The sequence below is a fragment of the Caulobacter sp. DMC95 genome (assembly GCF_056313785.1).
The window spans coordinates 280,166-304,718 of the sequence record NZ_JBQUZP010000001.1 but is presented as its reverse complement, the minus strand read 5'-3'; the positions used below and the strand labels follow the sequence as shown (position 1 = coordinate 304,718).

Annotated in this window: 20 protein-coding genes, 1 pseudogene and 1 riboswitch; of the genes and pseudogenes, 6 read left to right on the top strand and 15 right to left on the bottom strand. The window is 65.2% G+C overall.

The features are described 5' to 3' along the window. Positions 1 to 183: 183 nt before the first annotated feature. Positions 184 to 1,254, top strand: coding sequence for an alginate lyase family protein (locus tag ACT53N_RS01480; RefSeq protein WP_476062224.1), 1,071 nt, complete (start codon positions 184 to 186; stop codon positions 1,252 to 1,254). Between the two features lie 55 nt (positions 1,255 to 1,309). Beyond that, positions 1,310 to 1,885, top strand: coding sequence for a DUF2939 domain-containing protein (locus ACT53N_RS01475; protein WP_476062223.1), 576 nt, complete (start codon positions 1,310 to 1,312; stop codon positions 1,883 to 1,885). Here ACT53N_RS01475 and ACT53N_RS01470 read toward each other — a convergent pair. The 5 genes and pseudogenes from ACT53N_RS01470 to ACT53N_RS01450 form a co-directional block, all read right to left on the bottom strand. Beyond that, a complete protein-coding gene (locus ACT53N_RS01470; protein ID WP_476062222.1) occupies positions 1,882 to 3,336 on the bottom strand; it encodes a cobyric acid synthase in 1,455 nt (484 codons plus the stop codon). The genes ACT53N_RS01475 and ACT53N_RS01470 overlap by 4 nt on opposite strands. A gap of 70 nt (positions 3,337 to 3,406) precedes the next feature. Continuing rightward, positions 3,407 to 5,359: a TonB-dependent receptor plug domain-containing protein gene (locus ACT53N_RS01465; RefSeq protein WP_476062221.1), complete on the bottom strand. Its 1,953-nt coding sequence runs from the start codon at positions 5,357 to 5,359 to the stop codon at positions 3,407 to 3,409. 136 nt (positions 5,360 to 5,495) lie between these two features. Then, a riboswitch (cobalamin riboswitch) is annotated at positions 5,496 to 5,684 on the bottom strand. Between the two features lie 116 nt (positions 5,685 to 5,800). After that, positions 5,801 to 5,920, bottom strand: a complete 120-nt coding sequence (locus tag ACT53N_RS01460) for a hypothetical protein (protein ID WP_476062656.1) — start codon at positions 5,918 to 5,920, stop codon at positions 5,801 to 5,803. Between the two features lie 275 nt (positions 5,921 to 6,195). Further along, positions 6,196 to 8,247 carry a matrixin family metalloprotease gene (locus ACT53N_RS01455; RefSeq protein WP_476062220.1) on the bottom strand — a complete coding sequence of 684 codons (2,052 nt, stop codon included), beginning with the start codon at positions 8,245 to 8,247 and terminating at the stop codon, positions 6,196 to 6,198. A 473-nt stretch (positions 8,248 to 8,720) separates the two neighbouring features. Further along, positions 8,721 to 8,791, bottom strand: a pseudogene (locus ACT53N_RS01450) (hypothetical protein); the annotation flags it as partial. Between the two features lie 450 nt (positions 8,792 to 9,241). Here ACT53N_RS01450 and ACT53N_RS01445 point away from each other — a divergent pair. Both ACT53N_RS01445 and mazG read left to right on the top strand, forming a co-directional pair. Continuing rightward, a complete protein-coding gene (locus ACT53N_RS01445; protein WP_476062219.1) occupies positions 9,242 to 10,651 on the top strand; it encodes an MFS transporter in 1,410 nt (469 codons plus the stop codon). Beyond that, positions 10,614 to 11,441 (top strand): nucleoside triphosphate pyrophosphohydrolase, encoded by an 828-nt coding sequence (gene mazG, locus ACT53N_RS01440; protein ID WP_476062218.1) that lies wholly within the window; start codon positions 10,614 to 10,616, stop codon positions 11,439 to 11,441. The genes ACT53N_RS01445 and mazG overlap by 38 nt, the downstream gene beginning before the upstream one ends. On the opposite strand, the gene hflX is transcribed toward mazG, so the two are convergent. From hflX to dusB, 8 genes are all read right to left on the bottom strand, one after another. Continuing rightward, the gene (hflX, locus tag ACT53N_RS01435) at positions 11,438 to 12,778 is read right to left on the bottom strand and encodes a GTPase HflX (protein WP_476062217.1); all 1,341 of its coding nucleotides are present in this window, start codon (positions 12,776 to 12,778) and stop codon (positions 11,438 to 11,440) included. The genes mazG and hflX overlap by 4 nt on opposite strands. 12 nt (positions 12,779 to 12,790) lie before the next feature. Then, entirely contained in the window at positions 12,791 to 13,039 is a 249-nt protein-coding gene (hfq, locus tag ACT53N_RS01430; protein ID WP_010919613.1) for an RNA chaperone Hfq, read from the bottom strand. 157 nt (positions 13,040 to 13,196) lie between these two features. Further along, entirely contained in the window at positions 13,197 to 14,060 is an 864-nt protein-coding gene (locus ACT53N_RS01425) for a D-amino-acid transaminase (RefSeq protein WP_476062216.1), read from the bottom strand. Then, positions 14,061 to 15,449 (bottom strand): nitrogen assimilation response regulator NtrX, encoded by a 1,389-nt coding sequence (ntrX, locus tag ACT53N_RS01420; protein ID WP_476062215.1) that lies wholly within the window; start codon positions 15,447 to 15,449, stop codon positions 14,061 to 14,063. It lies immediately after the preceding gene. Next, a complete protein-coding gene (locus ACT53N_RS01415; RefSeq protein WP_476062214.1) occupies positions 15,446 to 17,689 on the bottom strand; it encodes a sensor histidine kinase NtrY-like in 2,244 nt (747 codons plus the stop codon). Before ACT53N_RS01415 ends, ntrX begins: the two co-directional genes overlap by 4 nt. A 63-nt stretch (positions 17,690 to 17,752) precedes the next feature. Next, positions 17,753 to 19,174, bottom strand: a complete 1,422-nt coding sequence (locus ACT53N_RS01410; protein ID WP_476062213.1) for a sigma 54-interacting transcriptional regulator — start codon at positions 19,172 to 19,174, stop codon at positions 17,753 to 17,755. Then, positions 19,171 to 20,292, bottom strand: coding sequence for a two-component system sensor histidine kinase NtrB (locus ACT53N_RS01405; protein WP_476062212.1), 1,122 nt, complete (start codon positions 20,290 to 20,292; stop codon positions 19,171 to 19,173). The genes ACT53N_RS01410 and ACT53N_RS01405 overlap by 4 nt, the downstream gene beginning before the upstream one ends. After that, complete coding sequence (gene dusB, locus ACT53N_RS01400) at positions 20,289 to 21,296, bottom strand: tRNA dihydrouridine synthase DusB (protein ID WP_476062211.1); 1,008 nt, start codon at positions 21,294 to 21,296, stop codon at positions 20,289 to 20,291. Before dusB ends, ACT53N_RS01405 begins: the two co-directional genes overlap by 4 nt. Positions 21,297 to 21,395: 99 nt before the next feature. Here dusB and ACT53N_RS01395 point away from each other — a divergent pair, with 99 nt between their 5' ends. Both ACT53N_RS01395 and ACT53N_RS01390 read left to right on the top strand, forming a co-directional pair. Beyond that, the gene (locus tag ACT53N_RS01395) at positions 21,396 to 22,544 is read left to right on the top strand and encodes a bifunctional 2-C-methyl-D-erythritol 4-phosphate cytidylyltransferase/2-C-methyl-D-erythritol 2,4-cyclodiphosphate synthase (protein ID WP_476062210.1); all 1,149 of its coding nucleotides are present in this window, start codon (positions 21,396 to 21,398) and stop codon (positions 22,542 to 22,544) included. Between the two features lie 38 nt (positions 22,545 to 22,582). Then, positions 22,583 to 23,074, top strand: coding sequence for a CinA family protein (locus ACT53N_RS01390; RefSeq protein ID WP_476062209.1), 492 nt, complete (start codon positions 22,583 to 22,585; stop codon positions 23,072 to 23,074). Positions 23,075 to 23,077: 3 nt separating this feature from the next. Here the strand turns inward: ACT53N_RS01390 and ACT53N_RS01385 are convergent, their stop codons facing one another. Together ACT53N_RS01385 and lipA are read right to left on the bottom strand one after the other, a co-directional pair. Continuing rightward, positions 23,078 to 23,530: a type II toxin-antitoxin system RatA family toxin gene (locus ACT53N_RS01385; RefSeq protein ID WP_476062208.1), complete on the bottom strand. Its 453-nt coding sequence runs from the start codon at positions 23,528 to 23,530 to the stop codon at positions 23,078 to 23,080. A gap of 3 nt (positions 23,531 to 23,533) precedes the next feature. Then, positions 23,534 to 24,511, bottom strand: coding sequence for a lipoyl synthase (gene lipA / locus ACT53N_RS01380; RefSeq protein ID WP_096033277.1), 978 nt, complete (start codon positions 24,509 to 24,511; stop codon positions 23,534 to 23,536). Between the last annotated feature and the right edge of the window lie 42 nt (positions 24,512 to 24,553).

The following is a 24,553-nucleotide window of genomic DNA, read 5'->3' as shown; positions in this document are numbered from 1 at the left end:
CGCCGGGAACATGATCAGGAAAGCAGAGCAACACAAGCCGCTCAACGTCCACGACGTGTGGCAGTCATCTGAAATGGCCAATTTTCAATTATTGGCATGACCAATTATTGACATGCTGCGCCAGTGGCCAGATATCTTTCGCCAGGCTCGCGGTTTCGTGACGAGCCATTTTGGGAGATCGTCATGAGGACCAAGGGGCTCGCCATCCTGGCCGCTGCGCTTTTAACGCCGGTCGCAGCGCACGCTGCGGAGTTTGCGATCCTGGGAAAGACCTTCGGCCAGGGTCCCGTCGCCCCCGCGCTGCGCGACGCGGTCGTCGCCCGCGCGCTGGAAACCGTTGACCGTCCTCCCGCCCCCCTGCCCCGCCTGCATACCGAAGGCACCCTTCCCGGCCAGGGCATCCGCGACATCAGCATCAAGGCCAAGCAGGACCAACCGATCGTTCTGAACCTCGCCATCGCGTGGCGCCTGACCGGGGATCGCCGCTTCCTGGACGCCACAGGGCGCTATCTGGAGGCCTGGGCGGACGTCTACCAGATGTCGTTCAACCCGATCGACGAGACGGGTTTCGACACCCTGATCCTGGCCTACGACCTGACGCGAAACGAGCTGCCCCCGTCAGCCCAGGCCAAGCTCGACGCCTTCTGGCGCAAGATGGCGGTCGGCTATCTCGACGCCATGGACGCCGGGCCGCGTAACGCCGAGACCAACTGGCAAAGCCATCGGATCAAGCTGGCGACCCTCGCCGCCTACCAGACCGGCGACGCCGCCGTCATCGCCCGCGCTCGGCAGGCGTTCCGCAGACAGATCGCCGTCAATCTCTACGCCGACGGGTCGACGTACGATTTCCACGAGCGCGACGCCCTGCACTATGTGACCTACAATCTGGATCCGCTGATGATGGCCGCTCTAGCGGCCCAGGCCCACGGCGAAGACTGGTTCGCCTGGAAGAGCGAGAAGAGCGCCAGCCTGCCCAGATCGCTCGACTGGCTGGCCGCCTATGCCCGGGGCGACAAGACGCATATCGAGTTCGCCAACTCCAAGATCCAGTTCGATCGCGACCGCGCCGCCTCGGGCCAGAAGGAGTACGCGCCGCACGCCTGGGATGTCGGCAACGGTGTGGGAACCTACAGCTTGGCCAGCCTCTTGGACGCACGGTTCGTTGCGCTCAGGGACGACCTGGCAGGGCGAACCGGTAAGCGGCCGCCGGTCTGGATCCAGATCCTTGGGGCCTCCCGCGCTCCAGCCGGGTAGCGCTGTCGGTTGACCGCCCCGCCCGGCTCTGACCCAATCAGGTCTGGAGGACGTCATGACTCGTGCCAAGCGTATCTTGACCGGCGGGGCCATCGGCCTTGTGCTGGCCGCCTTCGTTGCGGCCTATTTCGCTTCCCCGGTCCTTGCCCTGCACAGCCTGACGGAGGCGGCCAAGGCCGGTGATCGCGCCAAGCTGGAGCGCCTCGTCGACTTCCCCGCCGTCCGCGACAGTCTGAAGTCCCAGCTCAAGACGGCGATGACCCGGGCGTTCGAGCAGGATCCGGAGCTTCGCGACAATCCGTTCGCGGCGTTCGGCCAGCTCCTGATGGTCGGCGTGGTCGACAAGGCGGTCGACGCTTTCGCCACGCCGGACGCCATCGCGCAGATGGTCGCGACCAGCCGCGCGCCGACGAAGATCTCACCCTCCGAGCAGGGCCCACGCGTCGAGACCGCCAAGCCGCGCGCTAAGTCCGACACCGAGATCCGCTACGGTTATCAGGGACTGGACCTCTTCAAGGCGACCTATCGCGACAAGGCCAAGCCCGAGGAGCCCGTGTTCGGCCTCACCCTGGAGCGTCAGGGCCTGTTTCGCTGGAAGCTGGTGCGGATCGACCTGGCGCCAGCGACCTAGAGCGATAGGCCGGCGATGCGGGCCAAAGCCGGAACATCGAATATGGTCTCAAGGACGGCGGCGATCTCGTCCAGGGCCAGCTCTACCCGGCGGGCCTGATCAACGACATCAGACGTTACGCCCAGCTCCGACAGTAAGGCCGCGCGGGCCTCGCCGCCATCGAACAGGCCGTGGACGTAGCAGCCGCTGACGCGCCCATCCGCCGAGACGGCGCCATCGGCCTCTCCTGTGCCGAACGTCAGCATCGGCTGCGTCGCGCCCGTGGTGCGGCCGACATGCATCTCGTAACCCTCGAAGCGCGCCCCGGTCGCGAGACGCCCCGAGACAGGCCGAAGCGTCTTGTCGCCGGTCATCACGGTCTCGACGTCGAGCAGGCCAAGACCTTCCGAAACGCCCGGCGCGCCCTCGACCCCTTCAGGATCGGCCACGCGCCGGCCCAGCATCTGGTGGCCGCCGCAAATCCCCAGAACGCGACCGCCCCGGCGGACGTGGGCATAGAGATCGATGTCCCAGCCCTGAGCGCGGAGGAAGTCCAGATCCGCCCGCGTCGCCTTCGTACCGGGCAGGATCACGAGGTCCGCGTCTCCTGGCAGGACTGAGCCGGGCGGAACGAAGGCGAAGTCGACAGAGGGCTCGACCCGCAGCGCGTCGAACTCGTCGAAATTGGCGATGCGGGACAGCATCGGCACGACGATGCGGACCTTGCCGTCGCGTGCGGCGGACCTCGCGTCCAGCACGACTGCGTCCTCAGCCGGCAGGCGTCGCGCCGCCGCCAGCCATGGCGCCATGCCTAGGTCCGGCCAGCCGGTGTGCTCGACGATCGCGCGTCGACCGTCGTCGAACAGCGAAGGATCGCCGCGAAACTTGTTGATCAGGAAGCCCTTGATCATCGCCCGGTCCTCGGGATCGAGCACGGCGTGCGCCCCGACCAGCGCGGCGATCACATGTCCCCGGTCAATGTCGCCGACTAGCACCACGGGCACGTCTGCGGCGCGGGCGAAGCCCATATTGGCGATGTCGCCGGCCCGCAGATTGATCTCGGCCGGGCTGCCGGCGCCCTCGACGATGACGAGATCGCTTTGGCTTTTCAGCGTGCGAAAGCTTTCCAGCACGGTCGGCAGAAGGCTGGCCTTACGGTCCTGATAGCCGCGCGCCGCCCAGGATCCCGCCATCCGACCGCGCACGATGACCTGCGCGCCGACGTCGCTCTGCGGCTTGAGCAGCACGGGGTTCATGTCGACCGTCGGCGGCGTGCGACAGGCGATGGCCTGCAACGCCTGGGCGCGGCCGATCTCGCCGCCGTCGGCGGTGACGGCGGCGTTGTTAGACATGTTCTGGGGCTTGAAGGGGCGCACGGCGAAGCCGCGATTGGCGAACACACGGCACAGCCCGGCGACCAGCACCGACTTTCCGACATCCGAGCCGCAGCCCTGGATCATCAAGGCGGCCATTCGCTGGTCTCCTCCAAGACAAGGTGGCCAGGAGCGGGGGGCACAGCCCCCGCCCCCGCCCCCGCCCTCGCTAAAAGCGCGCCCGCAGACCCAGGAATGCGCCCCGGCCCGGCGTGCCGTAGTTCAGGATGGTCTGATAGTCCTTGTCCAAGGCGTTCTCGACCCGGCCATAGACCTCCAGCGTGTCGCTGATCGGATAGGACGCCCGCAGATCCACTGTGGCGTAGTCCGACACCGCTACGGTGTTGGCCTCGTTGTTGTAGGTCTTGCCCACATAGCGCACCGCCACCGTGGTCGAGAGACCGACCGGCCAGCGATAGGTCGCCGAGAGGTTGGCGAGGTCCTTCGGACGACGCGACAGCTGCTTGCCGTCGTTGGCGCCCGCCGCCAGTTCGACCTGGGTGTAGGTGTAGTTGCCGGTGATCGTCAGGCCCTCGACCGGGCGCGCCTCGGCGATCAGTTCGAGGCCTTGCGCCTTGGTCTTCTGCAGATTGCGGTAATAGCCGAAGCGGAAAGCTCCGCCCGGCGCGCACAGCGAGTCGGTCGCGCCGAACGAACACGAGAAGAACCGGATCTCGTTGTCGGCCTCGCGGTGGAAGACCGTCGCCGAGGCGCGGACCTTGCCCTCCAGGAAGCGCTGCTCGACGCCGGCTTCCCAGCTGTCGAACTCTTCCGGCGCCAGCGCAGCGTTGCCGTACTCGCTGAACAGCTCATAGAGGCCCGGCGCGCGGAAGCCCTGGCTGTAGCTCGCGCGAAGCACCGTGGCGTTGTCATTCAGAGCCCAGGCCGCGCCGACTTGACCCAGGGTGTGGGCGCCGTAGGCGTCGTGGTCCTCGTAGCGCAGACCGCCGGTCACCGTCAGGCCGGGCGCGATCTCGGCTTGCATCTGGCCATACAGGCTGTCGGCGCTGATCTTGCCGGTCCGGAACGCCACGTTCGGGTTGGCGACCGACGGCGAACGGGTGCGCATGCGCGAACGCTCGCTCGCGGCGCCGAAGGTGGCGGTCCAGGTTTCGGTGATCGCGAAGACGCCCTGATACTCCCAGCGCTTGTTCTTGCCGGCGGCGTCGAACGTCATCGGCACGGCGGCGCGGGCGGGGTTGTAGTTCTGGCGATCGGTGTCGGTGTAGGCGAAGCCGACGCGGTTGTTCCAGCGGTCGTCCAGCAGGGCGGCGTTCAGGCCCTGATAGACCACCAGCTCCTTGGTCCGACCAAACTCGGGGCTGTCGACGTTGAAGCCGTCGAAGTCGTTCTTGCCGCGCGAATAGACCGCGCGGGTCTCGACCGAGACCGCGTCGGTCAGCTTGACGCGCAAGCGGCCCGACATGCCCGTGTTCTGATAGCCGTCCTTCTCCTGGCCCAGCTTGTAGGAGGAAAAGCCGTCGGTGGTGTAGTAGCCGCCAGCGATCCGCCAGGTGACCTTGTCCGAAGCGCCGCCGACAGCGCCGCGCAGATAGCCGGTCTTGCGCGCGCCGGCTTCGGCCGACAGCGAACTGGTGAAGGGCGTGGTCGGTTCGGCGGTGACGATGTTGACGACGCCGCCGATCGCCTGACTGCCCCAAAGCGTCGATTGAGCGCCGCGCAGCACTTCGATGCGCGAGACATCGCCCACGAGCAGGTTGCCGCTGTTGAAGCCGCCTTGCGTGGACGACGGATCGTTCAGCTTCACCCCGTCGATCAACACGACCGTGTGGTGGCTTTCCGCGCCGCGGATGTAGAGGCTGGTCGCCGAGCCGACGCCGCCGTTGCGGGCGAACGAGACGCTCGGGGTTTGGGCCAGCAACTCGGTGACCGAGATCGCCTGGCTGGCCTGGATCACGGGCTCGGTCAGGACGGTCACCGAGGCCCCGACCTTCTCGATCGGTTGCGCGGTGCGGGTGGCGGTGACGACGAGTTCGGCCACGCCATTGGCGCCGGCGGCGCCAGCGACATCGGCCTCGGGGGCCTTCTGGTCGTCAGCGAAAGCCGGTGCGGCGAGGAGCGCGGTGGCCAGGGCGGTGGAGCTTAAGAGGGCTCGGATCATAGTACAGTCTTCCCGTTACGAACGACCCACACGACATCCCAAGCGCCCGCGAAGCCGCGAACGCTCAGGCCGCCGCGCGGCCTGGTGACTGTCGTTTCTCGGGAGATCCCGTTCGTTCGGCGCACCCCGGCCGAGCGATGAACGACTGCGCCGGGCAGGTCTCCTGGCTCACGGGTCAATGCTTCTGGGCGTCGCCTTCCCAGGCCTTGAAGGCCCAGTGGCATGTGACGCGAAGCTCGCCGCTTACAGTTGCGGGGGCAGCCGAGGTCTTGAACCTCGTTCCCTTTTCATCCTCTCGCGAGGAACCTGACGCGTGGCCAGAGCTATAGGCTGCGCCGCACACGGTCAATGTGGAGGTTGAGTGCTGGGATGTCTGGGATGGGGCGCGAGCCTTGTTTCGGTTCGCGACCCTGGTCGGACGTTCAAATGGCCCGCCTCACTTTATCCCGACCTCCCCGGCGAATGCCGGGGCCCAGATTCATCCGGAACGGCTGGGGATGACGCGCCCAGCCTCCGCGCTTTACGGATGAGCCGCGGTGGGTTCGATCTGGACCCCGGCATTCGCCGGGGAGGTCGGGTTTCTGGAATCATGCTCCAGACTGTTCCCGACCCGTTTCGGACCCTTGCGCCATACGCTAAGCGGCGCCCTTCAGTTTCTTCGCCGACCGCTTGCTGACCGGCCTTGGTGCTTGATCGCGTCTAGGCCGTTCAAAACATCGCTGCCATCACCAACCACGTGCACCTGGAGATGCTGGCCCCGGCGGCGACCGCGTGAACGCGGCGCAGCCGGTCACGCCGAGCATGGTGGAGGCGGCCAAGGCCGGGGCTTCCAGAGACTAGCCGCCGAAGATGAAGTCGGCCTTGTAGTAACCCTTGGCGGGATCAAGGATGTCGATGGCGAACGGGGCCGAGCCGTCGGCTAGGTCGGTCAGCCAGGCGGCGTTCGAGCGAGCCATGACGCCCAGATCGGCCTTCTCGGCCTCGGCCAGCAGCCAGCCGACCATCGCCGCCTTGGTCCCCTGGCCGTTCGCCCCGTCACCGCCGTAGCTGGCGAAGTAGTCGACGCGGGTGTCGATCAGGGCATGAACCTTGGCGTCGGTGGGCGTACCGCCAAAGATCGCCGCATAGGCCTTCCTGGTGGCGTCAAACAACGACAGGGAGCCGTACTCCGCCGTGAACTTGGCCGCGCCTTCGCCGACTTTGCCCAGATTGACCGCGAAGTTGATGTAGCGGTTCTCTAAATTGAAGCTCTGGTAGTAGGCGCTGTTGAGGTTGTTGGCGTTTGGCCCCGTCGGCGAGACCAGGTAGTCAACACCTGGCTGCCCCGGGATCTTTCCAGTAAAAAACTCGTAGGACAAGGTTGCGACCGAGGTAGTGGCGTCTGCAGCGGAGACGACCGCCTGGGTCACTTGCTCAGCATTGAGCGCCCCAGAATTCCAGCGACCATATAGATCGTTCGCAAGCGCTGACGCCTTTGGGGACGTGGCTGATGTGCGCAGGATCGCAGTGATACGCGATGAGATATCCTCCAGACTGGGCGCTGGTGCAAAAAGGATGCTCTCGATGTTGAACAGGGTGTCGACGCCGTCTCTGCCCTGCACGAGATCTGTTACAGTCACGGATCCATCGGCGTTCTTGGCCACGGTGTATTGCGCCATATGGCCCGTGTAGAGGGCAGTATCGTTGCCGCTCCCACCATCAATCACATCGTCCCCTGCACCGCCTGTGATCACATCGTCGCCATCACGTCCGTAAATGCTGTCGGCGCCTCCGTTGCCGGCGAGCGCATTTGCGGTCGAGTTACCGAATATGATGTCGTCGCCCGATCCCGCCTGAACATTCTCGATGATCGTGGAGTACGCGATCCCGAGGTTGTTCTCTCCAGTGTAGATGTCTTTGAACGAGACCATCTCCTGTATAAAGGAATCTATGGTCGCCGCTTTGTCTGGGAATTTCGCTTTCCAGTAAGCCAGTTGTTCCTGGACAGTAAATATGTCGATGCTGCTGTAGGTGCCTGGCGTGAGGTCAATAATCGAGCGCCGATCGTGATCACGCAAATCGATCGTATCGATGCCCCCGCCGTCGAAGATAGAGTCGATGAACATCCCATCAAGCGCCCCGGAGTCTAGGGCATGGATCTTTGAGAAGGTGTAGGTGTCGTTGCCGGACTTGTAGTTGGTGTTGACGCCGTAAATCGATTGAATGGCTAGAATGTCGAACACCATGGGCTTGGTAACGTAGGCGATTTGAGCGCCGTAAAAGAACGCCGATGGGTCCGCTCCGGACTTTTGGAAGTACGGGAGCTGGCTGTTGATGTGTGAATACTCGTAGGCCATTATCGAATATCGGTAATTTTGATATTCGACCGGAATTTCCGAACCCGTCGAGAAGGGGTGGTTGAGGCCCAGCGCATGACCGATTTCATGGAGCATTATAGCAATCGGGATGGTGGGATGCGCGTCCGTACCCACCCCTGCTCCCAAGGTAAAATCGTAGTTTTTAGTGTCCGTCGAAAGCCAGATATCGCCGGCGAGAGCCAAGCTCGTCCCTGGGCCGCGCACGTAAGCGTACCCGCCATCGGGGTAGGTGTTGGTGAAGGCTATGCGAATGTCGCCGGGGTTAGTCTTGTCGTTCGACTCGACAAAATTTAGCGGCGCGTAGTTGGCCCACATTTGAAGGAAGCCGCGGAAGCTGTCTGCCTGTTGAGAGCTCAGAACAGAATAATAGCTGCTGTAGGGTTCAGAGCCCTTTACTCCCTCGCCACCGGGGGAGTAGCCGTCCCAAGTGCTGCCGGCGCTCGGAATGCTGAAAGTGATTGTGGTGCTCGGCCACTTTGCCCCGTCGAAAACCATCGCGTTGATGATTTGGGAAGCAGTGGGAGCAGCCATCGGAACCTCGCTGAAGCTACAGCCCAGATAGTCACAATTTCAGATCAGTCAATCCGACTTTTGTAACTTTAAGATGAACAAACCATCCCGTACGGCTGGTCACTGTTGGCAGCCAACGCAAATGCACCGAGTTAGGGTCTCGCCCGCTCAACCCGCGCACCCGCTCGACTTCAAGAAGCTGCCATCCTGTCCGATGAAGGCCATCGGGTCGACGATGCACCAGTGCGGCGCGGCCTCCACCGCCCCTGCCCACTGATCAAGGCGTCGCACCGATGACCGCTTCGCGCAGCGGCGCCAATTTCCGGTCCCCACCCATCGCCGACGCTACCAACTTCTGCTTCCCAACGCCGCAATCCCTGGCGCCGCGCGGTGATTGGCATGCCCCATTGCCAACATGATCAACGCCTTAGCCCGCCGAACGAAGGGCCTATCCAAAATCGACGCATCGCCCACCAAACCAGCTGAACAATGATCCCACCTCGTCGCAAGGAAAGGGCGCATGGCCAGCGACCATTTGCGCGGCGAGGGGCGGTCGAGCGGGACGCGCTCGCCGGTGCGGGGGGCACCCCGCAACGTTGTCCATCCTACGGCGGTCGGCCCTGGAACACAAAAGCGACGGTGGACATCGGCTGGCGAGGGCGACAGGGACGCTGAAAGGCGTCTGTCCGGGATCAGGCTTCGCGGCCTGACCCGCCCGTCGGAGGCTTCAAGGATTCTGCGGTGCGAACAGCATCACAGGATCACGCTTCCGGATAACGATCGCGCGGAGCGTCGGGCTTCGTCGAAACGGTATTCAACTCACTCACTCCGGACGGACGTCCGGCGCTCCGCAGCCCTTTCCACACCTTCAGCGGCGAGCCGCGTGAAGCGGCGGCGGCGCGCCCATATCGAGGAACAGGCTAGCGCTTGCCGCATATTCCTCGCACACTCGTTTGAAACGGCCATCCAAGGCTTGGCGCGAAGCGCGATCAACGGCGCGGGGAGAAGTAAGAGTATGTCCGAGGCCCAGTCTCCTCAGAAGGCGTCATCGTGGACGCTCGCGGCGTTCGCCGCCCCCTGCATTCCGGTGGCGGCCATGGGCCTGCCGCTCGTGGTCTATCTCCCCGAATACTACATCAATTCCTTGGGCCTCTCGCTGACCGTCGTCGGTTCGGCGTTCCTCATCGTCAAACTGATCGACATTCTGTTCGACCCGCTGTTCGGCGGCCTGCTGGATCGAACCCGCATGAAGATGGGGCGCTTTCGGCCCTGGATGCTGATCGGCGCCCCGATCCTCACCGCAGGCTGCTATGCGCTGTTCATGGCCGAGCCGGGCGTAGGCTCGCTGTATCTCTGGTTCTGGCTGGCGGTGCTCTACGGCGGCTATTCGATCGTGGTGCTGTCCCAGACCGCCTGGGGCGCGGTGTTGTCGAGCGACTACGAGCAACGCTCGCGCGTCTATGGCTGGTGGCAGGCGGCGAACGTCGTCGGGATGATCCTGGTGTTGTGCCTGCCGCCGTTCATCACCGGCGTGCTCAAGGGCGACCATATCGACAGCGTCCGGGCCATGGGCTGGTTCATCGTCATCCTGCTGCCGATCACGGTGATGCTGGCCGTCGCCACAGTGAAGGAGCCGCAGGCTCCGCCGCAGCACGGCAAGACCGGCCTTGCACAGTACTGGCGACTGCTGATGCGCCCTTCGGTGCAGCGCCTGTTGTTCGCCGACCTTCTGATGGGCCTGGCGCCCGGCATCGCCGGCACGCTGTTCCTGTTCTTCTTCGAGCGGATCAAGGGCTTCGACAAGACCCAGGCCGGCGTGCTGCTGCTGGTCTATTTCCTGGCCGCGCTGGCGGGCGCGCCGCTGTGGCCGATTCTGGCCAAGAAGCTGGGCAAGCACAAAGCGCTCGTCGTCGCCGCCGTCGTCTACGCCTTTGTCCAGGTCGCCGCGATGTTCATGCCGGCCGGAAGCTCGGTGATGGGCATGTTCCTGCTGGTGCTGGCTGGCCTGCCCTACTCGGCCGCGCCGGTGCTGGTGCGTTCGATGATGGCCGATATCGGCGACGAGGAGCGTTTGGAGAGCGGCGTCGACAAGACGGGCCTGCTCTACGCCATTGTCACCGGCACGGTGAAACTGGGTTACGCCCTGGCGGTGGCGGTGTTCATCGCGCTGGGCTGGATGGGTTTTGATCCCAAGGTCTCCACGCCCGAAGGCGACGCGGCCCTGATCGGCATGTACGCCATTGCGCCGGCCGCGCTGGGACTGGTGGTCGCCGCCATCATGATGCGCTATCCGCTGGACGCGGCCCGTCTCGCCGAGATCCAGCGCCAGCTTGCGGCGCGGGATGCGGCGGCGGACGCGTCCAAGTCCTCAGGCCCCTCGGATTCGCATGTCCCCTCAAACGCCGCCCTTGGCCCCGCCGAGTGACGACCAGCACCCGCTCTTCGCCCTGATCGACATCATGGCGAAGCTGCGAGACCCCCAGGGCGGCTGCCCCTGGGACCTGGAGCAGACCTTCGCGACCATCGCGCCCTACACGGTGGAAGAAGCCTATGAGGTCGCCGACGCCATCGAGCGCGGCGATCTTTCGGACCTCAAGGAGGAGCTGGGCGACCTCCTGCTGCAGGTCGTGTTCCATTCGCGCATGGCGCAGGAGCAAGGCGCTTTCGACATTGCCGACGTGGCGCGCGCCATCTCCGACAAGATGATCCGCCGCCACCCGCATGTGTTCGGCGATCATGCCTATGAGACCCTCTCGGACCAGGTCGCCGGCTGGGAGCAACTGAAGGCTCAGGAACGGCAGGCCAAGGCCAAGACGGGCGTGCTGGACGACGTGCCCACCGGCCTACCCGCCCTCACCCGCGCGGTGAAGCTGACCAAGCGCGCCGGCCGCGTCGGCTTCGACTGGCCGACCGCCAACGAGGTGCTCGACAAGCTGCGGGAAGAGACCGACGAGATCGCAGTCGAGATCGAGGCCGGCGATCTGGCCAAGGCGCGCGAGGAACTGGGCGACATCCTCTTCGTCTGCGCCAACCTCGCTCGCAAGCTGGACGTGGATCCCGAGGACGCCCTGCGCGCCACCAACGCCAAGTTCACGCGCCGCTTCGGCTTCGTCGAAACCGAGCTGGCCAGGCGCGGCAAGACGCCGGACCAGTCTGATCTCGCCGAAATGGACGCGCTCTGGAACGAAGCGAAAGCAGCGGAGAAAGAGCCTTAGTCGACGGCGGCGGACACCTGCGCGCCGGGGAACTGGCGCTCAAAACGGCCCAGGGCCTGGGCGTCGAGGCGGGCGACCAAGGTCACCTCCCCGCCTGGGCCGTCATAGCGGCTGAGCACGCGGCCGTTGCGATAGATCCAGGCCAGGGCCTGCCCGTCCTGCGCAGCCAGACTCACTTCCACCGGGGGCGAGTCATCGATGAGGCCGGCGATCCGCCGCAGCAGCGCCTCGCAGCCCTCGCCCGTGACCGCCGAAACGGCCGAGGCGTCCTTGCGGCGCGCATGGCCTTCGACGATCTCGCGATCGTCCTCCGACAGCAGGTCGATCTTGTTCCAAACCTCGACGACGGTCTTGCCCTCGTCGAACGTGACGCCCAGTTCGGACAGCACCGTCTCGACGTCGCGGGCCTGGGCTTCGCTGTCGGGATTGGCGACGTCGCGAACGTGCAGCACGACGTCGGCTTCCTGCACCTCCTCGAGGGTGGCGCGGAAGGCCTCGACCAGCTCGTGCGGCAGGTCGGAGATGAAGCCCACGGTGTCGGACATGATCGCCGGGCGACCGTCGGGCAGCTTCACGGTGCGAAGGGTCGGATCCAGCGTCGCGAACAGCATGTCCTTGGCCAGGACCTCCGCCTCAGTCAGGCGGTTGAACAGCGTGGACTTTCCCGCGTTCGTGTAACCGACCAGGGCGACCGTCGGGTACGGAACCTTCTTGCGGGCGCTGCGATGCAGGGTCCGGGTGCGACGAACCTCATCGAGCTCTTTCTTGAGCTTGACGATCGTGCCGGCGATCAGGCGGCGGTCGATTTCGATCTGGGTCTCGCCGGGGCCGCCGGTCGAACCGGTGCCGCCGCGCTGGCGTTCCAGGTGGGTCCAGGTCCGCACGAGGCGCGAGCGCTCGTACTCAAGCCGCGCCAGCTCGACCTGCAGACGGCCTTCTCGGGTCCGGGCCCGGCGGGCGAAGATCTCGAGGATCAGGCCGGTTCGGTCGACGACCTTGACCTCCAGCGCCTTCTCGAGATTGCGCTGCTGGATCGGCGTCAGCTGGTCGTCGAAGACGGCGACGTCGATGTGCTCGACCTCGCATATGGAGGCGAACTCCTCGACCTTGCCCTTGCCGAACAGGGTGGCGGGCGTAACGAGGCGCAGCGGCGCCACCAGCGCCTCCACGACCTCAAGGTCAAGCGCCACAGCGAGGCCCACGGCCTCCTCGAGCCGGGCGTTGGGATCCCGGGCTTCGAGGGCCGCCTGGCCCCGCAAAGGACGCGAGGGATGGATCACGAGCGCCTTCAGGATCGGCGCGGCGTGGTCAATCGACTTGGAACTGGATTTGGACAAACGGCTCTAGGGTCAGTCGTCGGCGTCGGCGCTCGGCTCGTAGAGCTGAACGGGCTGAGCCGGCATGATAGTGGAAATGGCGTGCTTGTAGACCAGTTGAGACTGGCCGTCGCGACGCAGCAGGACGCAGAAATTGTCGAACCAGCTGACCACGCCCTGCAGCTTCACGCCGTTGACGAGGAAGATGGTGAGCGGCGTCTTCGACTTGCGAACGCTGTTCAGGAAAGTGTCTTGAAGGTTCTGCTTCTTCTCGGCGGACATACGGGGGTTCCCCTCTCATTGTTCTCGGAGGGCCACACGCCCCCCACACAAACAAGGTCATGCTAGATGATTTTTCGCCGAAAGCGACACGCCCGCAGCGAAAAATTCCATCCAGCCTTGCGGCCCCACGCCGCCGAGCCTCAGGATTGTTCCGACCTCAGACGGCTTTTTGGCGCGCTCGCTCGATATAGAGAGCCCGCAGGCGTTTCGCCACCGGACCGGGCTTTCCGTCCCCCAGCTTCACCCCATCTACTTGAACGATCGGGGTCACAAGAGACCCGGCGCCCGTAATGAAAGCCTCCTTGGCCGCTTGCGCTTCGGCGATGGTGAAAGGTTTCTCGTTGACGGTCATGCCGCTCTCGCGGATCACGTCCAAGAGCGTGTAGCGCGTCACACCGCGCAGAATGTTGGCGTTGGTGTCGCGGGTCCGCAGCGCGCCCTCGGCGTCAATGATCCAGGCGTTTGACGAGGCGCCTTCGGTGACCAAGCCCATGTCGTCGACAAACCACGCCTCAATGGCGCCGCGCTCGCGGGCGGCCTGTTTGGCCAAGGCGTTGGGCAAGAGGCCGATCGACTTGATGTCGCAACGGCCCCAGCGATTTTCCGGCACGGAGATGACCGAAGCGCCTTGCGCCGCCTTGGCCTCGCTGGCCGCACGATCCAGCGAGCGGGCCGTCACGACCACGGACGGGAGAACCGCAGGGTTCGGGAAGGCATGGTCGCGCCGCGCCACGCCTCGCGTGACCTGCAGATAGCAAAGGCCTTCGCGCACCTTGTTGCGACGGACAGCTTCGCGCAGGACCATGGTCAGGGCCGCCTCGCTCATCGGATGGGCGATCCGCAGCTCATCTAGGCTGCGCCACAGGCGTGCGAAGTGGCCTTCCGCGTCCGCCAGTTTGCCGTCGAAAACCGCCCAGACCTCGTAGACGCCATCGGCGAGCTGGTAGCCGCGATCCTCGATATGCACGGCGGCCTCGCCATGCCGGACGAAACGGCCATTCACATAGGCGAAACGCGACATCTATTCTTCCTCGTCGCCCCGGGCGCCGGACACGCCCAGAGACTTCAGCTTGCGGTGTAGGGCGGAGCGCTCCATGCCGATGAAATTGGCGGTGCGCGAGATATTCCCGCCGAACCGCAGGATCTGCGCGTTCAGATACTCGCGCTCAAACAGTTCCCGAGCCTCCCGCAAGGGCAAGGCGATGATCCGCTCGGCGCCGATCGCTCCGGCGTTGCCGGCGCTGGGCTGCTCCGTCCCAGACAGCATCTCGGCGGTGATCAACTCGCCCGGCTCGCCGGACGCCAAGATCAGCATGCGCTCGACGTTATTGCGCAGCTGGCGCACGTTGCCGGGCCAAGTCTGGACCTGAAGCGTGGCCAGAGCGTCTTCGCCAAGTCGACGCCGAGCCAGCCCCGTGGCCTCGCTGATACGATCGACAAAGTAGCTGATCAGCTCCGGAATATCCTCTCGCCGCTCTGCAAGACCCGGCACGCGCACAGGAACGACGTTGAGGCGATGGAAAAGATCCTCCCGGAACCGTCCGGCGGCGATCTCGTCACGCAAGTCGCGCGAACTGGACGAAATCACACGCACATCCACCTGGACGTCGTTGTCGCCGCCGACCCGGCGGAAGCGCTGCTCCACCAACACACGTAAGATGCGGCCTTGAGTCTCGCGAGGCATGTCCGCCACCTCGTCGAGATACAATGTCCCGCCGTGCGCGCGCTCGAACACGCCGATCTTGCGGGGGCGTCCCCCCTCGCCTTCTTCGCCAAAGAGCTCGACATCCAGCCGCTCTGGGGCCATGCCCGCAGCGCTGACCGCGACGAACTCCTGGCGGGCGCGGGCGCTCGCGCCGTGGATCAGCCGGGCGACAAGTTCCTTGCCCGAGCCGGGCGGACCAGAAACGAGGACCCGACTGTTCGCGGGCGCGACTTTCAGGATCAGCTGGCGCAACGCTTGCGCAGCTGCAGACTTGCCGATCAAACCATCCGGCGCCAGCGTCTGGGCGCGAAGTCGGCGGTTCTCCCGGCGCAGTCCGGCGGCCTCCAGCGCGCGCTCGACGACCAGCAGAAGACGGTCGGACTTGAAGGGCTTCTCGAGAAACTCGTAGGCGCCGCGCTTGATGGCGCTGACCGCTGTCTCGATGTTGCCGTGGCCCGAAATCATGATCACGGGCAGGTCCGCATCAAGCGCCTTGACCATGTCGAGCAGTTCCAGCCCGTCCATGCCGCCGCCCTGCATCCAGATGTCGAGGACCAGCAACGCGGGCTTGCGAGCGCGGATCGCCGCGAGGGCCTGATCGGAGTCCGCGGCGGTCCGGACGGCGTAGCCCTCATCCTCGAGGATGCCGGCCACGAGGTCCCGGATATCGGCCTCGTCATCCACCACTAGAACGTCGGCGCTCATATCATCTCCTCAACGCCACTCTGGGCCGCGACGGGCAGGCGCGCGGTCGTTGGAAACTTCATGACGACGCGCGCGCCAGGCGGTTCGCGCGCATCGACGAGGGCCAGGCTGCCGCCATGGTCCTCCATGATCCGCTTGACGATGGCCAGGCCAAGGCCCGTGCCCTTCTCGCGGGTGGTCACATAGGGTTCGGTCAAGCGGTCTCGGTCCTTGGCGGGCAGGCCCACGCCATTGTCCTCGATCGTGACGCAGAGTTCCTCACCGTCGCAGACGAGAGTCGCCATGATACGCCCACGAAGCTCAGGTTCGTTCACGCGACGGGCGCCGACCGCTTCCCCAGCATTCTTGAGGATGTTCGTCAGCGCCTGACCGATCATGCGCTCATCGCTCGTGATCCAGACATCGCCGTCGCCTGGTTCCTCCAGCTTGACCTCGATCTCAGCGTCCTGGAAGCGCTGGGCGAAAACCGCCTGCCGCAGCATTTCGGTCAGGTTCGAGGGCTCGAAGCGCGGAGCCGGCATCCGGGCGAAAGCCGAGAACTCGTCGACCATCCGTCCTATATCGCCAACTTGGCGGATAATGGTGTCGGTGCAGCGATCAAAGGTCTCGAGATCGCTGGCAATCTCTTTCCGATACTTGCGTCGCAGGCGTTCCGCCGACAGCTGGATCGGGGTCAGAGGATTCTTGATCTCGTGAGCGATCCGTCGCGCGACATCTTTCCAGGCGGCGTTCCGTTGGGCCGCCACGAGGCGTGTGATGTCATCGAAGGTGAGCACCAAGCCTTCGGCGAAATGGCCCGCTGCGCGCACGCGCAGGCGCCGCGTTTCCCCTTCGCGCATGATGTCGACCTCGACGTCCGTATCGGGTCGACTTTCCAGAAGCGCGGTCATGACCGTTTCGAATTCGGGAGCCAGCTCGATCAGATCGACCCCGATCGCGTCGTTCGGCAGGCCAAGCAGCGCAACCGCGCGTCGGTTCACAGCTGAGATCTTGCCGCGATCATCCAGGCTGACAACGCCAGCGCTGACGCCTGAGAGCACTGTCTCGATGAACTGCCGACGACTCTCTGCGTCCAGACTGGCGGCCTTCAGCGCCGCTTGTTGCAGCTGTAGCTCGCTGGTCATCATGTTGAAGGCGTTTGAGAGCGCCCGGATCTCCTCGGGCCCGCTTTCGACTTCCACGCGAGCGTCGAGATCCCCCCCAGACACGCGTCCCGCAGCCTCCACCAATCCGGCCACAGGTCCGGCGATCGAGTTCGCGGCGGCGATGCCCACCCAGATGGCGGCCACAAGCACAAGCAGGGCCGTCTCCAGATAGCTCAAGCCGAAAATGGCCTGGATACGCCCCCGACTGCGCTCGGCGTCACGATACGAGATCAGGGCGTCCTGGGTCTCGATCAGGTGGTTGAGAATGCCCTTCTCGATCGGTCGAACGACGTAGAGATAGCCGTCGTCGAAGCCCTTGAGCTTGTAGAGGGTACGGAACAGGTCGGTCGAAACGAAGCGCTGCGCGCTCGCCTCACCGCCATCGGCCCAATCGAAGCTCGCCGGCGGCGGCGCCAGGAAAGGCGGCGCGCCTTCCGACTCGGTGCGGGCGAGGATTCGACCGTCGCGGTCGAGCACATAAGCGGCTGAGAAGCCGTTGTCCTGCGTCAAGCCGGCGAGGAAATGACCAAAGGCGACAGGCGATTGCGCCAGCGCCGGAGCCGCCTGGTTCAGGCTGGTCGCCATCGGTCCGATATGTTCGGAGATGTAGTTCTTCTGCTGCTCGACATAGGAGTTGGCGACCTTGGCCGAATTGCCGACCACGGTCTGGACGCGCTCGCTGAACCAGCCGTCGACCCCACGATTGACCAGCACGCCAAAGAATAGGGCCACAATCACGGCGGGCGCGACGGCCGCCAGCGAAAACAGGCCCACGAAGCGCAAGTGCAGCCGGGCCCCGGCGTCGCTCGCTCGCGCATCGATCAGCTCATAGAGCCGGAGCCCGACGACGGTCGCCACCCCCAGAATGAGCACCAGATTGAAGCCGAGAACGACCAGGATCACCGTGCTGGCGGCGCCGATCGAGTCGGTTCGCGGCGGCGACGAGGCCAGAGCCACGCCGGCGACGGTCAAGATCACCGCCAACGCGTAGCCGCCGCCGATCAGATAGCGCGACCGCAAAACCCCCCGCCACCAGACCCGGCTGAACCGGGTCGGCGGACTATCGGATCCCGTCGCATAAGCCACTGAAGACATCGCTCCCGAGTTTAGGAGCGTGTGGCCCAAATTCAACACTTATGTGCCGAGAAAGCTGCAGCCTTAACGGCGGCCCCGGGTCATCTCCACGCCAAGATCCTGGATCTTCTTGCGGAGCGTGTTCCGATTCAGGCCCAGGATCTCGGCGGCCCGCACCTGGTTTCCGCGGGTCGCTGAGAGCGTCAGCTGGATCAGCGGCCGCTCCACCTCTTCCAGAATACGATCATAGAGGCCTGGTGCGGGAACGCCGTCGGGCTGATCTGCGAAGTGCGACGCCAAGTGACGCTCGACCAGCATCGACAAGGTGACTGGACCCTCATCCGCCCGGACTGCAGGCGCGTGGTCTTGCAATTCTCTGTCGACGATACGCGCTGTGATCAGCTCTTCGGCGTAGAGCGCGCACATCCGACGCATAAGGTTCTCAAGCTCGCGGACGTTCCCAGGCCAGGGGTGGCTCTTGAGGCGATCTAGAGCGCCTTGATCGATCGTCTTGGCGGGCAGCCCTTCGCGCGCGGCTCGGAGCAGGAAAGTCCGCGCTAGGTCCGGAATGTCTTCGGCGCGATCGCGCAGCGGCGGCAAGCGGACGGGCGCGACATTGAGCCGGAAGAACAGATCCTCGCGGAACAGTCCCTGTTGAATCAGGCCCCGCAAATCCCGGTTGGTGGCCGCAATGATGCGTACATTCGGCCGCCGTCCCGTCTTAGGGTTGATCACCGGCTCGGTGCCGTCGATCACGCGCAGCAGGCGGGTCTGGGCGTCGAGCGGCATGTCACCGATCTCGTCGAGGAACAGCGTGCCGCCGTCAGCCTCGACAAGGCGACCGTTGTCGCCCTCCCCGCGCCCGAAAAGCTCGGCCTCGACGCGCTCGCGCGGGACGGCGGCGAGGTTGATGACGACGAACTTTCCATCGCGGCGGCGGCCGAGCTCATGGAGCGCGCGCGCCACCAGCTCCTTGCCCGTCCCGCTCTCGCCGAGGATCAGGACCGTGAGGTCCGCGCCGACCAGCCGCGCGATCGTGCGATAGACCTCCTGCATCGGCGCCGAACGGCCGATGAGGGGCAGGCGTTCGTCACGCATTGCACGCGCCTGGGCCTTCGAGGCTTCGGCGTCGGCAGGCCGCGACAGGGCGCGTCGCGCCGCAGCCGTGACGTCGTCCAGATCAAAGGGCTTGGAAACATACTCGAAGGCTCCGGCGTCTGCGGCGTTGACGGCCGTCAGAAGCGTGTTCTGTGCGCTCATCACGATGATCGGGAGCTTTGGTCGCTCCTTGCGGATCCGCGGCAGGACGTCGAAGACGTTTTCGTCGGGCATCATCACGTCAGTGACGACAAGGTCCCCTTCGCCATCGGTCACCCACTTCAAGAGCGTCGTGGCGTTTCCGGTGGCGCGGACCTGGTAGCCCAGGCGGGTGAAGGCTTGGCTGAGGACCAGACGAACCGAGCTGTCGTCGTCGGCGATCAGGATTTTCTTGCTCGCGGCGTTCATGCTCGGACGTCTCCGGAACTGACTTCAGGGGCAACAGGCAACAACACGCGGAAGACCGTCCGACCGGGTTCCGATTCAAAATCAATCAAACCGCCGTGGGCGGTGACCAATTTTGTGACCAACGCCAAGCCGAGCCCCGTGCCATTGGACTTGGTGGTGACAAACGGCTGGAAGAGATGGTCGCGCAGAGTGGATGGCACGCCCGGTCCATTGTCGATCACACGGACCTCGATCGGCGCGCCGCTGGCGGCTTTTCCATCGGCGCCGCGGACGCGGACGCCGGGCCGCCACGCCGTATGGATCGACAACACGCCGCGATCATCGCCGCGCATGTGCGCGGCCTCGGCGGCGTTCTTCATCAGGTTCAGGAAAATCTGGATCAGGTGATCCTCATCGCCCCAGACCGGCGGTAGCGAGGGATCATAGCTCTCCTTGAGCGTCAGGCCGTCGGCGACGCCATTGGCCACCAAGGCGCGAACCCGATCCAGCACTTGGTGGATGTTGACGGGCTCACGGGACGTCGGCGCCTGCTCGGAGAACGCCTCCATGCGATCCACCAGACGTCTGATCCGGTCCGTCTCATCAACGATCAACTGGGCCAAGGGCTGGTCGACCGCGCTCGCGCCGGTCTTCAGCAACTGCGCAGCGCCGCGGATCCCGGCAAGCGGGTTCTTGATCTCGTGGGCCAGCATCTTGCCAAGGCCCACCACCGAGCGAAGCCCCGCCGCGTCGGCGCTGCGGTCCACGCCGAGCACGCCCTTCACGTGCAGGGTCAGCAGCACCGAGCCGTCGCCCAGCGGAACTGCGGCGCCATCGGCTTCGAAGGGCGGTTGGCCGAAGAGATTGACCTCGACGCCGTGCTCCCGAACCAGGGCGCCTTCAAAGACCGCCCGATCAAGCAGGGAGACCAGCACCGAACCGGGAGGCAGCGCCGCCCGGAAACGTCCGCGCGCCAGGAGCGACAGGCCATGGCCGAACAAGGCCTCCGCAGCTTCGTTCACCGCGACCAGACCGCCGTCGTGGTCGACGACGAGAGCCGGTTCCGGGCTCAGATCGAAAGCGGCGGCCTTCAGAGATTCGGTCGCGAGACCGCCGAGAACGCGAGCACGGTCCGTCATGCGGCTTGTCTCCCGCCCGCCAGCCAAAGGTCGCGCAGCGCGCGTTCTACGGCCGTGGGATCTTCAAGTCTGCACAAACTGGCGCGCGCCGCCCGGCGCGCCTCAGCGGTGTCCGGCCACGGCGCCGCCTCAATGTACGATGCAAGATGCTTGCGGAACATCTTCAGCCCGAGGCGTTCCCCATAGAATGAGAGGCTCCGGCGAAAATGAGTGACCGCGATCGCCAAGCGCTCCTCGGCGGCCGGCTCTTCGAAGCCTAGCCCCTCCAGAGCCGCCTCGATCGCACCTGCGATCCAAGGCCGGCCGTAGACGCCGCGACCGATCATCACGCCGTCAGCGCCGGACTGCTCCAGCGCCTCGCGGGCGCTGTCACCGTCGACAATGTCGCCATTGACCAAAACCGGGACGGAGACCGCGCGCTTGACCGCCGCAACGGCCGACCAGTCTGCGACACCCTTGTAGAACTGATTGCGCGTCCGCCCATGCACCGTAACGGCCTTGGCGCCGGCGGCCTCAGCGCGTCTCGCGATATCTGGCGCGTTCAGGCTGTCGATGTCCCAGCCCAGCCGCATCTTGACCGTCACCGGCACATCAACGGCCTCAACGGCGGCGGCGACCAAGGCTTCTGCGAGATCCGGCTCGCGCATCAGCGCTGACCCGCAAGCCGCACCGGCGGCGACCTCTTTGGCCGGACAGCCGAAATTCAAGTCTATGATCTCAGCGCCGGCCTCTTGAGCCATCCGCGCGCCTTGCGCCATGAAGTCGACGTCGCGACCCACCAGTTGGATCACCGTCAGTGGAAGGCCTTCGCCGACCGCAGCCCGCCGGACGACGTCGGGGCGCCCTTTCGCAAATTCCGCGCTGGCGACCATTTCGGTGGCCACATAGGGCGCGCCAAGCGCAGAGGCCGTTTCTCTGAAAGGCAGATCCGACACGCCTGTCATGGGTGCTATCCACACCCGGCCCGGAACCTCGACGCCACCAATATCGAGCGCTTTGCTCATTTTGTAATCATCCCCGAAGCCATCTTTTTAGGCATATTGTGCGCCGCAGTAAAGCCCGTATCGACTGGACAAGCGGCGGCGCACGACTAAACAGCCCGCATGACTTTTTCCGTCGTGATCGTGGCCGCCGGCCAAGGAACGAGAGCCGGGCCGGGCCAGGCTAAACAGTGGCGGCTTCTCGCCGGCAAACCGGTGCTGCGCTGGTCGGTAGAGGCCTTCCTCGCCGCGGGCGCGGCGGACATTATCATCGTCACCACCCGTGAGGGCCAAGACGCGGCCAACGGCGTCCTGGAGGGCCTTCGCGGCTGGCGCACGACGCTCGGCGGCGCGACACGGGCGCTTTCTGTCCAGTCAGGCCTCTCCGCGCTTTCCGATCGCCTCCGCGACGAGCCTGTCTTGATCCACGACGCCGCGCGTCCTTTCGTCAGCCGGAAGACCATCGACGATCTTCTGCACGCGCTGGCCAACGCCGATCTCGCCCTGCCCGCCTTGGCTGTTGCGGACACCCTCAAGCTAGCGTCGCCCGGCGCGTCCGCGAGGACCGTTTCGCGAGAGCACCTGTGGCGCGCACAGACGCCTCAAGCGGCGGCGCGCGACAGACTTCTTGCCGCATACGCCCGATGGGCGGACGGCGAACCCACCGACGACGCCCAGGTAGTCGAAGCCGCCGGCGGTCGTATCGCCATGATCCCCGGTGATCCGCTCCTGAACAAACTCACCTACCCCGAGGACTTCGCCATGGCCGAACGTCTCGCCGGCGCCGCGCGCGTCACCCGTGTCGGCCAAGGCTTCGACGCGCACCGCTGGGGGCCAGGCGAGGAGGTCTGGCTCTGCGGCGTCGCCATCAAGCATGACGAGACCCTGATCGGCCACTCTGACGCCGATGCGGGTCTGCACGCCCTGACCGACGCGATCCTGGGCGCCATCGGTGAAGGCGACATCGGCGACCACTTCCCTCCGACCGATCCAAAGTGGAAGGGCGCGGCGTCGGACCAGTTCCTCAAGCATGCGGTCGACCTTGTGACGGCCAAGGGCGGCGCGCTGGTCAATGTCGACGTGACGCTCATCTGTGAGCGCCCCAAGATCAAGCCATACCGCCAGGCGATGCGTGAGCGCCTCGCCGAGATTCTCTCGCTTCCTGTTGACCGCGTGAGCGTGAAGGCGACCACGACCGAGAAGATGGGTTTCACGGGGCGCGGCGAAGGCCTGGCGGCGTCTGCGGTCGTCTCGGTCGAGACCCCGGCCTGATTGGGCTAGTCTGCAAACTCGCGAAATCGGAGGTCCTGATGTTCCCGCTTGAAATCCAGACCCTGGCGCGCTTGCTGATCGATGAGGCCCGTGCGCGGTCCCTACGCCTTGTCGCTGCCGAGAGTTGTACGGGCGGTCTTGTCGCCGGGGCGATCTGCTCGATTTCCGGTGCGTCTGACGTGTTCGAGCGCGGCTTTGTGACCTACACCAATCGCGCCAAGTCCGAGATGCTCGGCGTTCCTGGCGACCTGATCGCCGACCATGGCGCGGTTTCGGAACCCGTCGCGCGGATGATGGCTGAGGGCGCCCTGCGCGAGAGCCACGGCCATGTTGCAGTCGCGATCACCGGCGTTGCGGGGCCAGGCGGCGGTTCGCCGATGAAGCCCGTGGGCACGGTTCACTTCGCCGTCGCCCGCGCCAATCGCTCGGTCGTTCACCGCCTGGAGCGCTTCGACGGCGAAACCCGCGAGGCGGTGCAATTGGCGGCGGTGCGCACCGCGCTCGAGATGCTCAGGGAAGTGGTGGCCTGAGCCTTAGGCCTGAGCGCCGTGCAGCTGACGCGCGCGCTCTTCGAAACAGGCGATCAGCTTGCCGGCAGCCTTATCGACATTCGCCGCCAGCATGGCGTCCAGAAGCGCTGACTTGAAGGCGAAGTCGATCACGAACTCCACCCGCGTCGCTTCGCCCTCGGGCCGGAACCGCCAGCCATTGCTGAGACGCTTGAAGGGGCCGTACAGAAGGCTGACATCGATCGACAGGGCGTCGCGATCACGCCGAACACGGGTGGCGAACTTCTCCCGCAGGAACGAGAACCCGACCTGGGCTTCGGCGTCGACCGTGCTGACGGCACCGTCCACACGGCCGTTCCAGGTCCGCATGCCGGTAATCCACGGGACAAACTTCGGATACGCCTCGACATCGCCGACCAGCTCGAACAGCTGCTCGGGCGTATAAGGTAGCACCCTCGAAACGACGTGTCGGTGCAAGGCTTACGCCGTGCGCGCGTCGAGGGCGCGCCGCGCCGCCTGCAGCTTGGCGAAGTCCTCGCCCGCATGGTGCGACGAACGCGTCAGCGGGCTGGAGGAGACCATCAGGAAGCCCTTGGCCCGCGCGATCGCCTCATAGGCCTTGAACTCTTCAGGCGTCACGAACCGGTCGATCGCCGCGTGCTTGCGGGTCGGCTGCAGGTACTGGCCAATAGTGATGAAGTCGACGCCCGCCGACCGCATGTCGTCCATGACCTGCATGACCTCTTCCTTGGTTTCACCCAGGCCGACCATCAGACCCGACTTGGTGAACTGTGAAGGATCGCGCTGCTTCACGCGGTCGAGCAAGCGCAGCGAGTTGTAGTAGCGCGCGCCAGGGCGGATCTTGAGATAGAGCCGCGGCACGGTTTCGAGGTTGTGGTTGAAGACGTCCGGCTTGGAGTCGATCACCACGTTCTCGGCGCCCTCCTTGCGGAGGAAATCCGGCGTCAGGATCTCAATCGTCGTGCCCGGTGCGGCGGCTCGTATGGACGTGACGACTTCGGCGAAATGGCGCGCGCCACCGTCCAGCAAGTCGTCGCGGTCCACCGAAGTGATGACGACGTGCTTTAGGCCCATCTTGGCGACGGCTTCGGCGACGCGGCGCGGTTCATCGGGATCCAGCTGTGTGGGCAGGCCCGTCGTGACGTTGCAGAAGGCGCAGGCGCGGGTGCAGATCTCGCCCATGATCATCATGGTGGCGTGCTTCTGGCTCCAGCACTCGCCGATGTTCGGGCAGGCGGCCTCTTCGCAGACCGTGTGCAGCTTGTGCTCGCGCACGATGCCCTTGGTCTCGTTGTACTGGCCCGAGCCTGGAGCCCGCACGCGCAGCCACTCCGGTTTGCGGAGCACCGGCGTATCCGGGCGGTTCTGCTTTTCGGGATGGCGCGCCGCCCGGTCTTCCGAGCCGCGAGCCTTCAGCGTGTCGATCACCGTGGCCATGGCACCTAAATCGGTCTTCTTGCCCTCCGGATCAAGCGCTTG

Excerpts from the sequence above, each read along its gene's own strand:
- ACT53N_RS01480 (WP_476062224.1), top strand. The coding sequence starts at position 184 with ATGAGGACCAAGGGGCTCGCCATCCTGGCCGCTGCGCTTTTAACGCCG.
- ACT53N_RS01475 (WP_476062223.1), top strand. The coding sequence starts at position 1,310 with ATGACTCGTGCCAAGCGTATCTTGACCGGCGGGGCCATCGGCCTTGTG.
- ACT53N_RS01470 (WP_476062222.1), bottom strand. The coding sequence starts at position 3,336 with ATGGCCGCCTTGATGATCCAGGGCTGCGGCTCGGATGTCGGAAAGTCG.
- ACT53N_RS01465 (WP_476062221.1), bottom strand. The coding sequence starts at position 5,359 with ATGATCCGAGCCCTCTTAAGCTCCACCGCCCTGGCCACCGCGCTCCTC.
- ACT53N_RS01460 (WP_476062656.1), bottom strand. The coding sequence starts at position 5,920 with ATGCCGGGGTCCAGATCGAACCCACCGCGGCTCATCCGTAAAGCGCGG.
- ACT53N_RS01455 (WP_476062220.1), bottom strand. The coding sequence starts at position 8,247 with ATGGCTGCTCCCACTGCTTCCCAAATCATCAACGCGATGGTTTTCGAC.
- ACT53N_RS01445 (WP_476062219.1), top strand. The coding sequence starts at position 9,242 with ATGTCCGAGGCCCAGTCTCCTCAGAAGGCGTCATCGTGGACGCTCGCG.
- mazG (WP_476062218.1), top strand. The coding sequence starts at position 10,614 with ATGTCCCCTCAAACGCCGCCCTTGGCCCCGCCGAGTGACGACCAGCAC.
- hfq (WP_010919613.1), bottom strand. The coding sequence starts at position 13,039 with ATGTCCGCCGAGAAGAAGCAGAACCTTCAAGACACTTTCCTGAACAGC.
- ACT53N_RS01425 (WP_476062216.1), bottom strand. The coding sequence starts at position 14,060 with ATGTCGCGTTTCGCCTATGTGAATGGCCGTTTCGTCCGGCATGGCGAG.
- ntrX (WP_476062215.1), bottom strand. The coding sequence starts at position 15,449 with ATGAGCGCCGACGTTCTAGTGGTGGATGACGAGGCCGATATCCGGGAC.
- ACT53N_RS01415 (WP_476062214.1), bottom strand. The coding sequence starts at position 17,689 with ATGTCTTCAGTGGCTTATGCGACGGGATCCGATAGTCCGCCGACCCGG.
- ACT53N_RS01410 (WP_476062213.1), bottom strand. The coding sequence starts at position 19,174 with ATGAACGCCGCGAGCAAGAAAATCCTGATCGCCGACGACGACAGCTCG.
- ACT53N_RS01405 (WP_476062212.1), bottom strand. The coding sequence starts at position 20,292 with ATGACGGACCGTGCTCGCGTTCTCGGCGGTCTCGCGACCGAATCTCTG.
- dusB (WP_476062211.1), bottom strand. The coding sequence starts at position 21,296 with ATGAGCAAAGCGCTCGATATTGGTGGCGTCGAGGTTCCGGGCCGGGTG.
- ACT53N_RS01395 (WP_476062210.1), top strand. The coding sequence starts at position 21,396 with ATGACTTTTTCCGTCGTGATCGTGGCCGCCGGCCAAGGAACGAGAGCC.
- ACT53N_RS01390 (WP_476062209.1), top strand. The coding sequence starts at position 22,583 with ATGTTCCCGCTTGAAATCCAGACCCTGGCGCGCTTGCTGATCGATGAG.
- lipA (WP_096033277.1), bottom strand. The coding sequence starts at position 24,511 with ATGGCCACGGTGATCGACACGCTGAAGGCTCGCGGCTCGGAAGACCGG.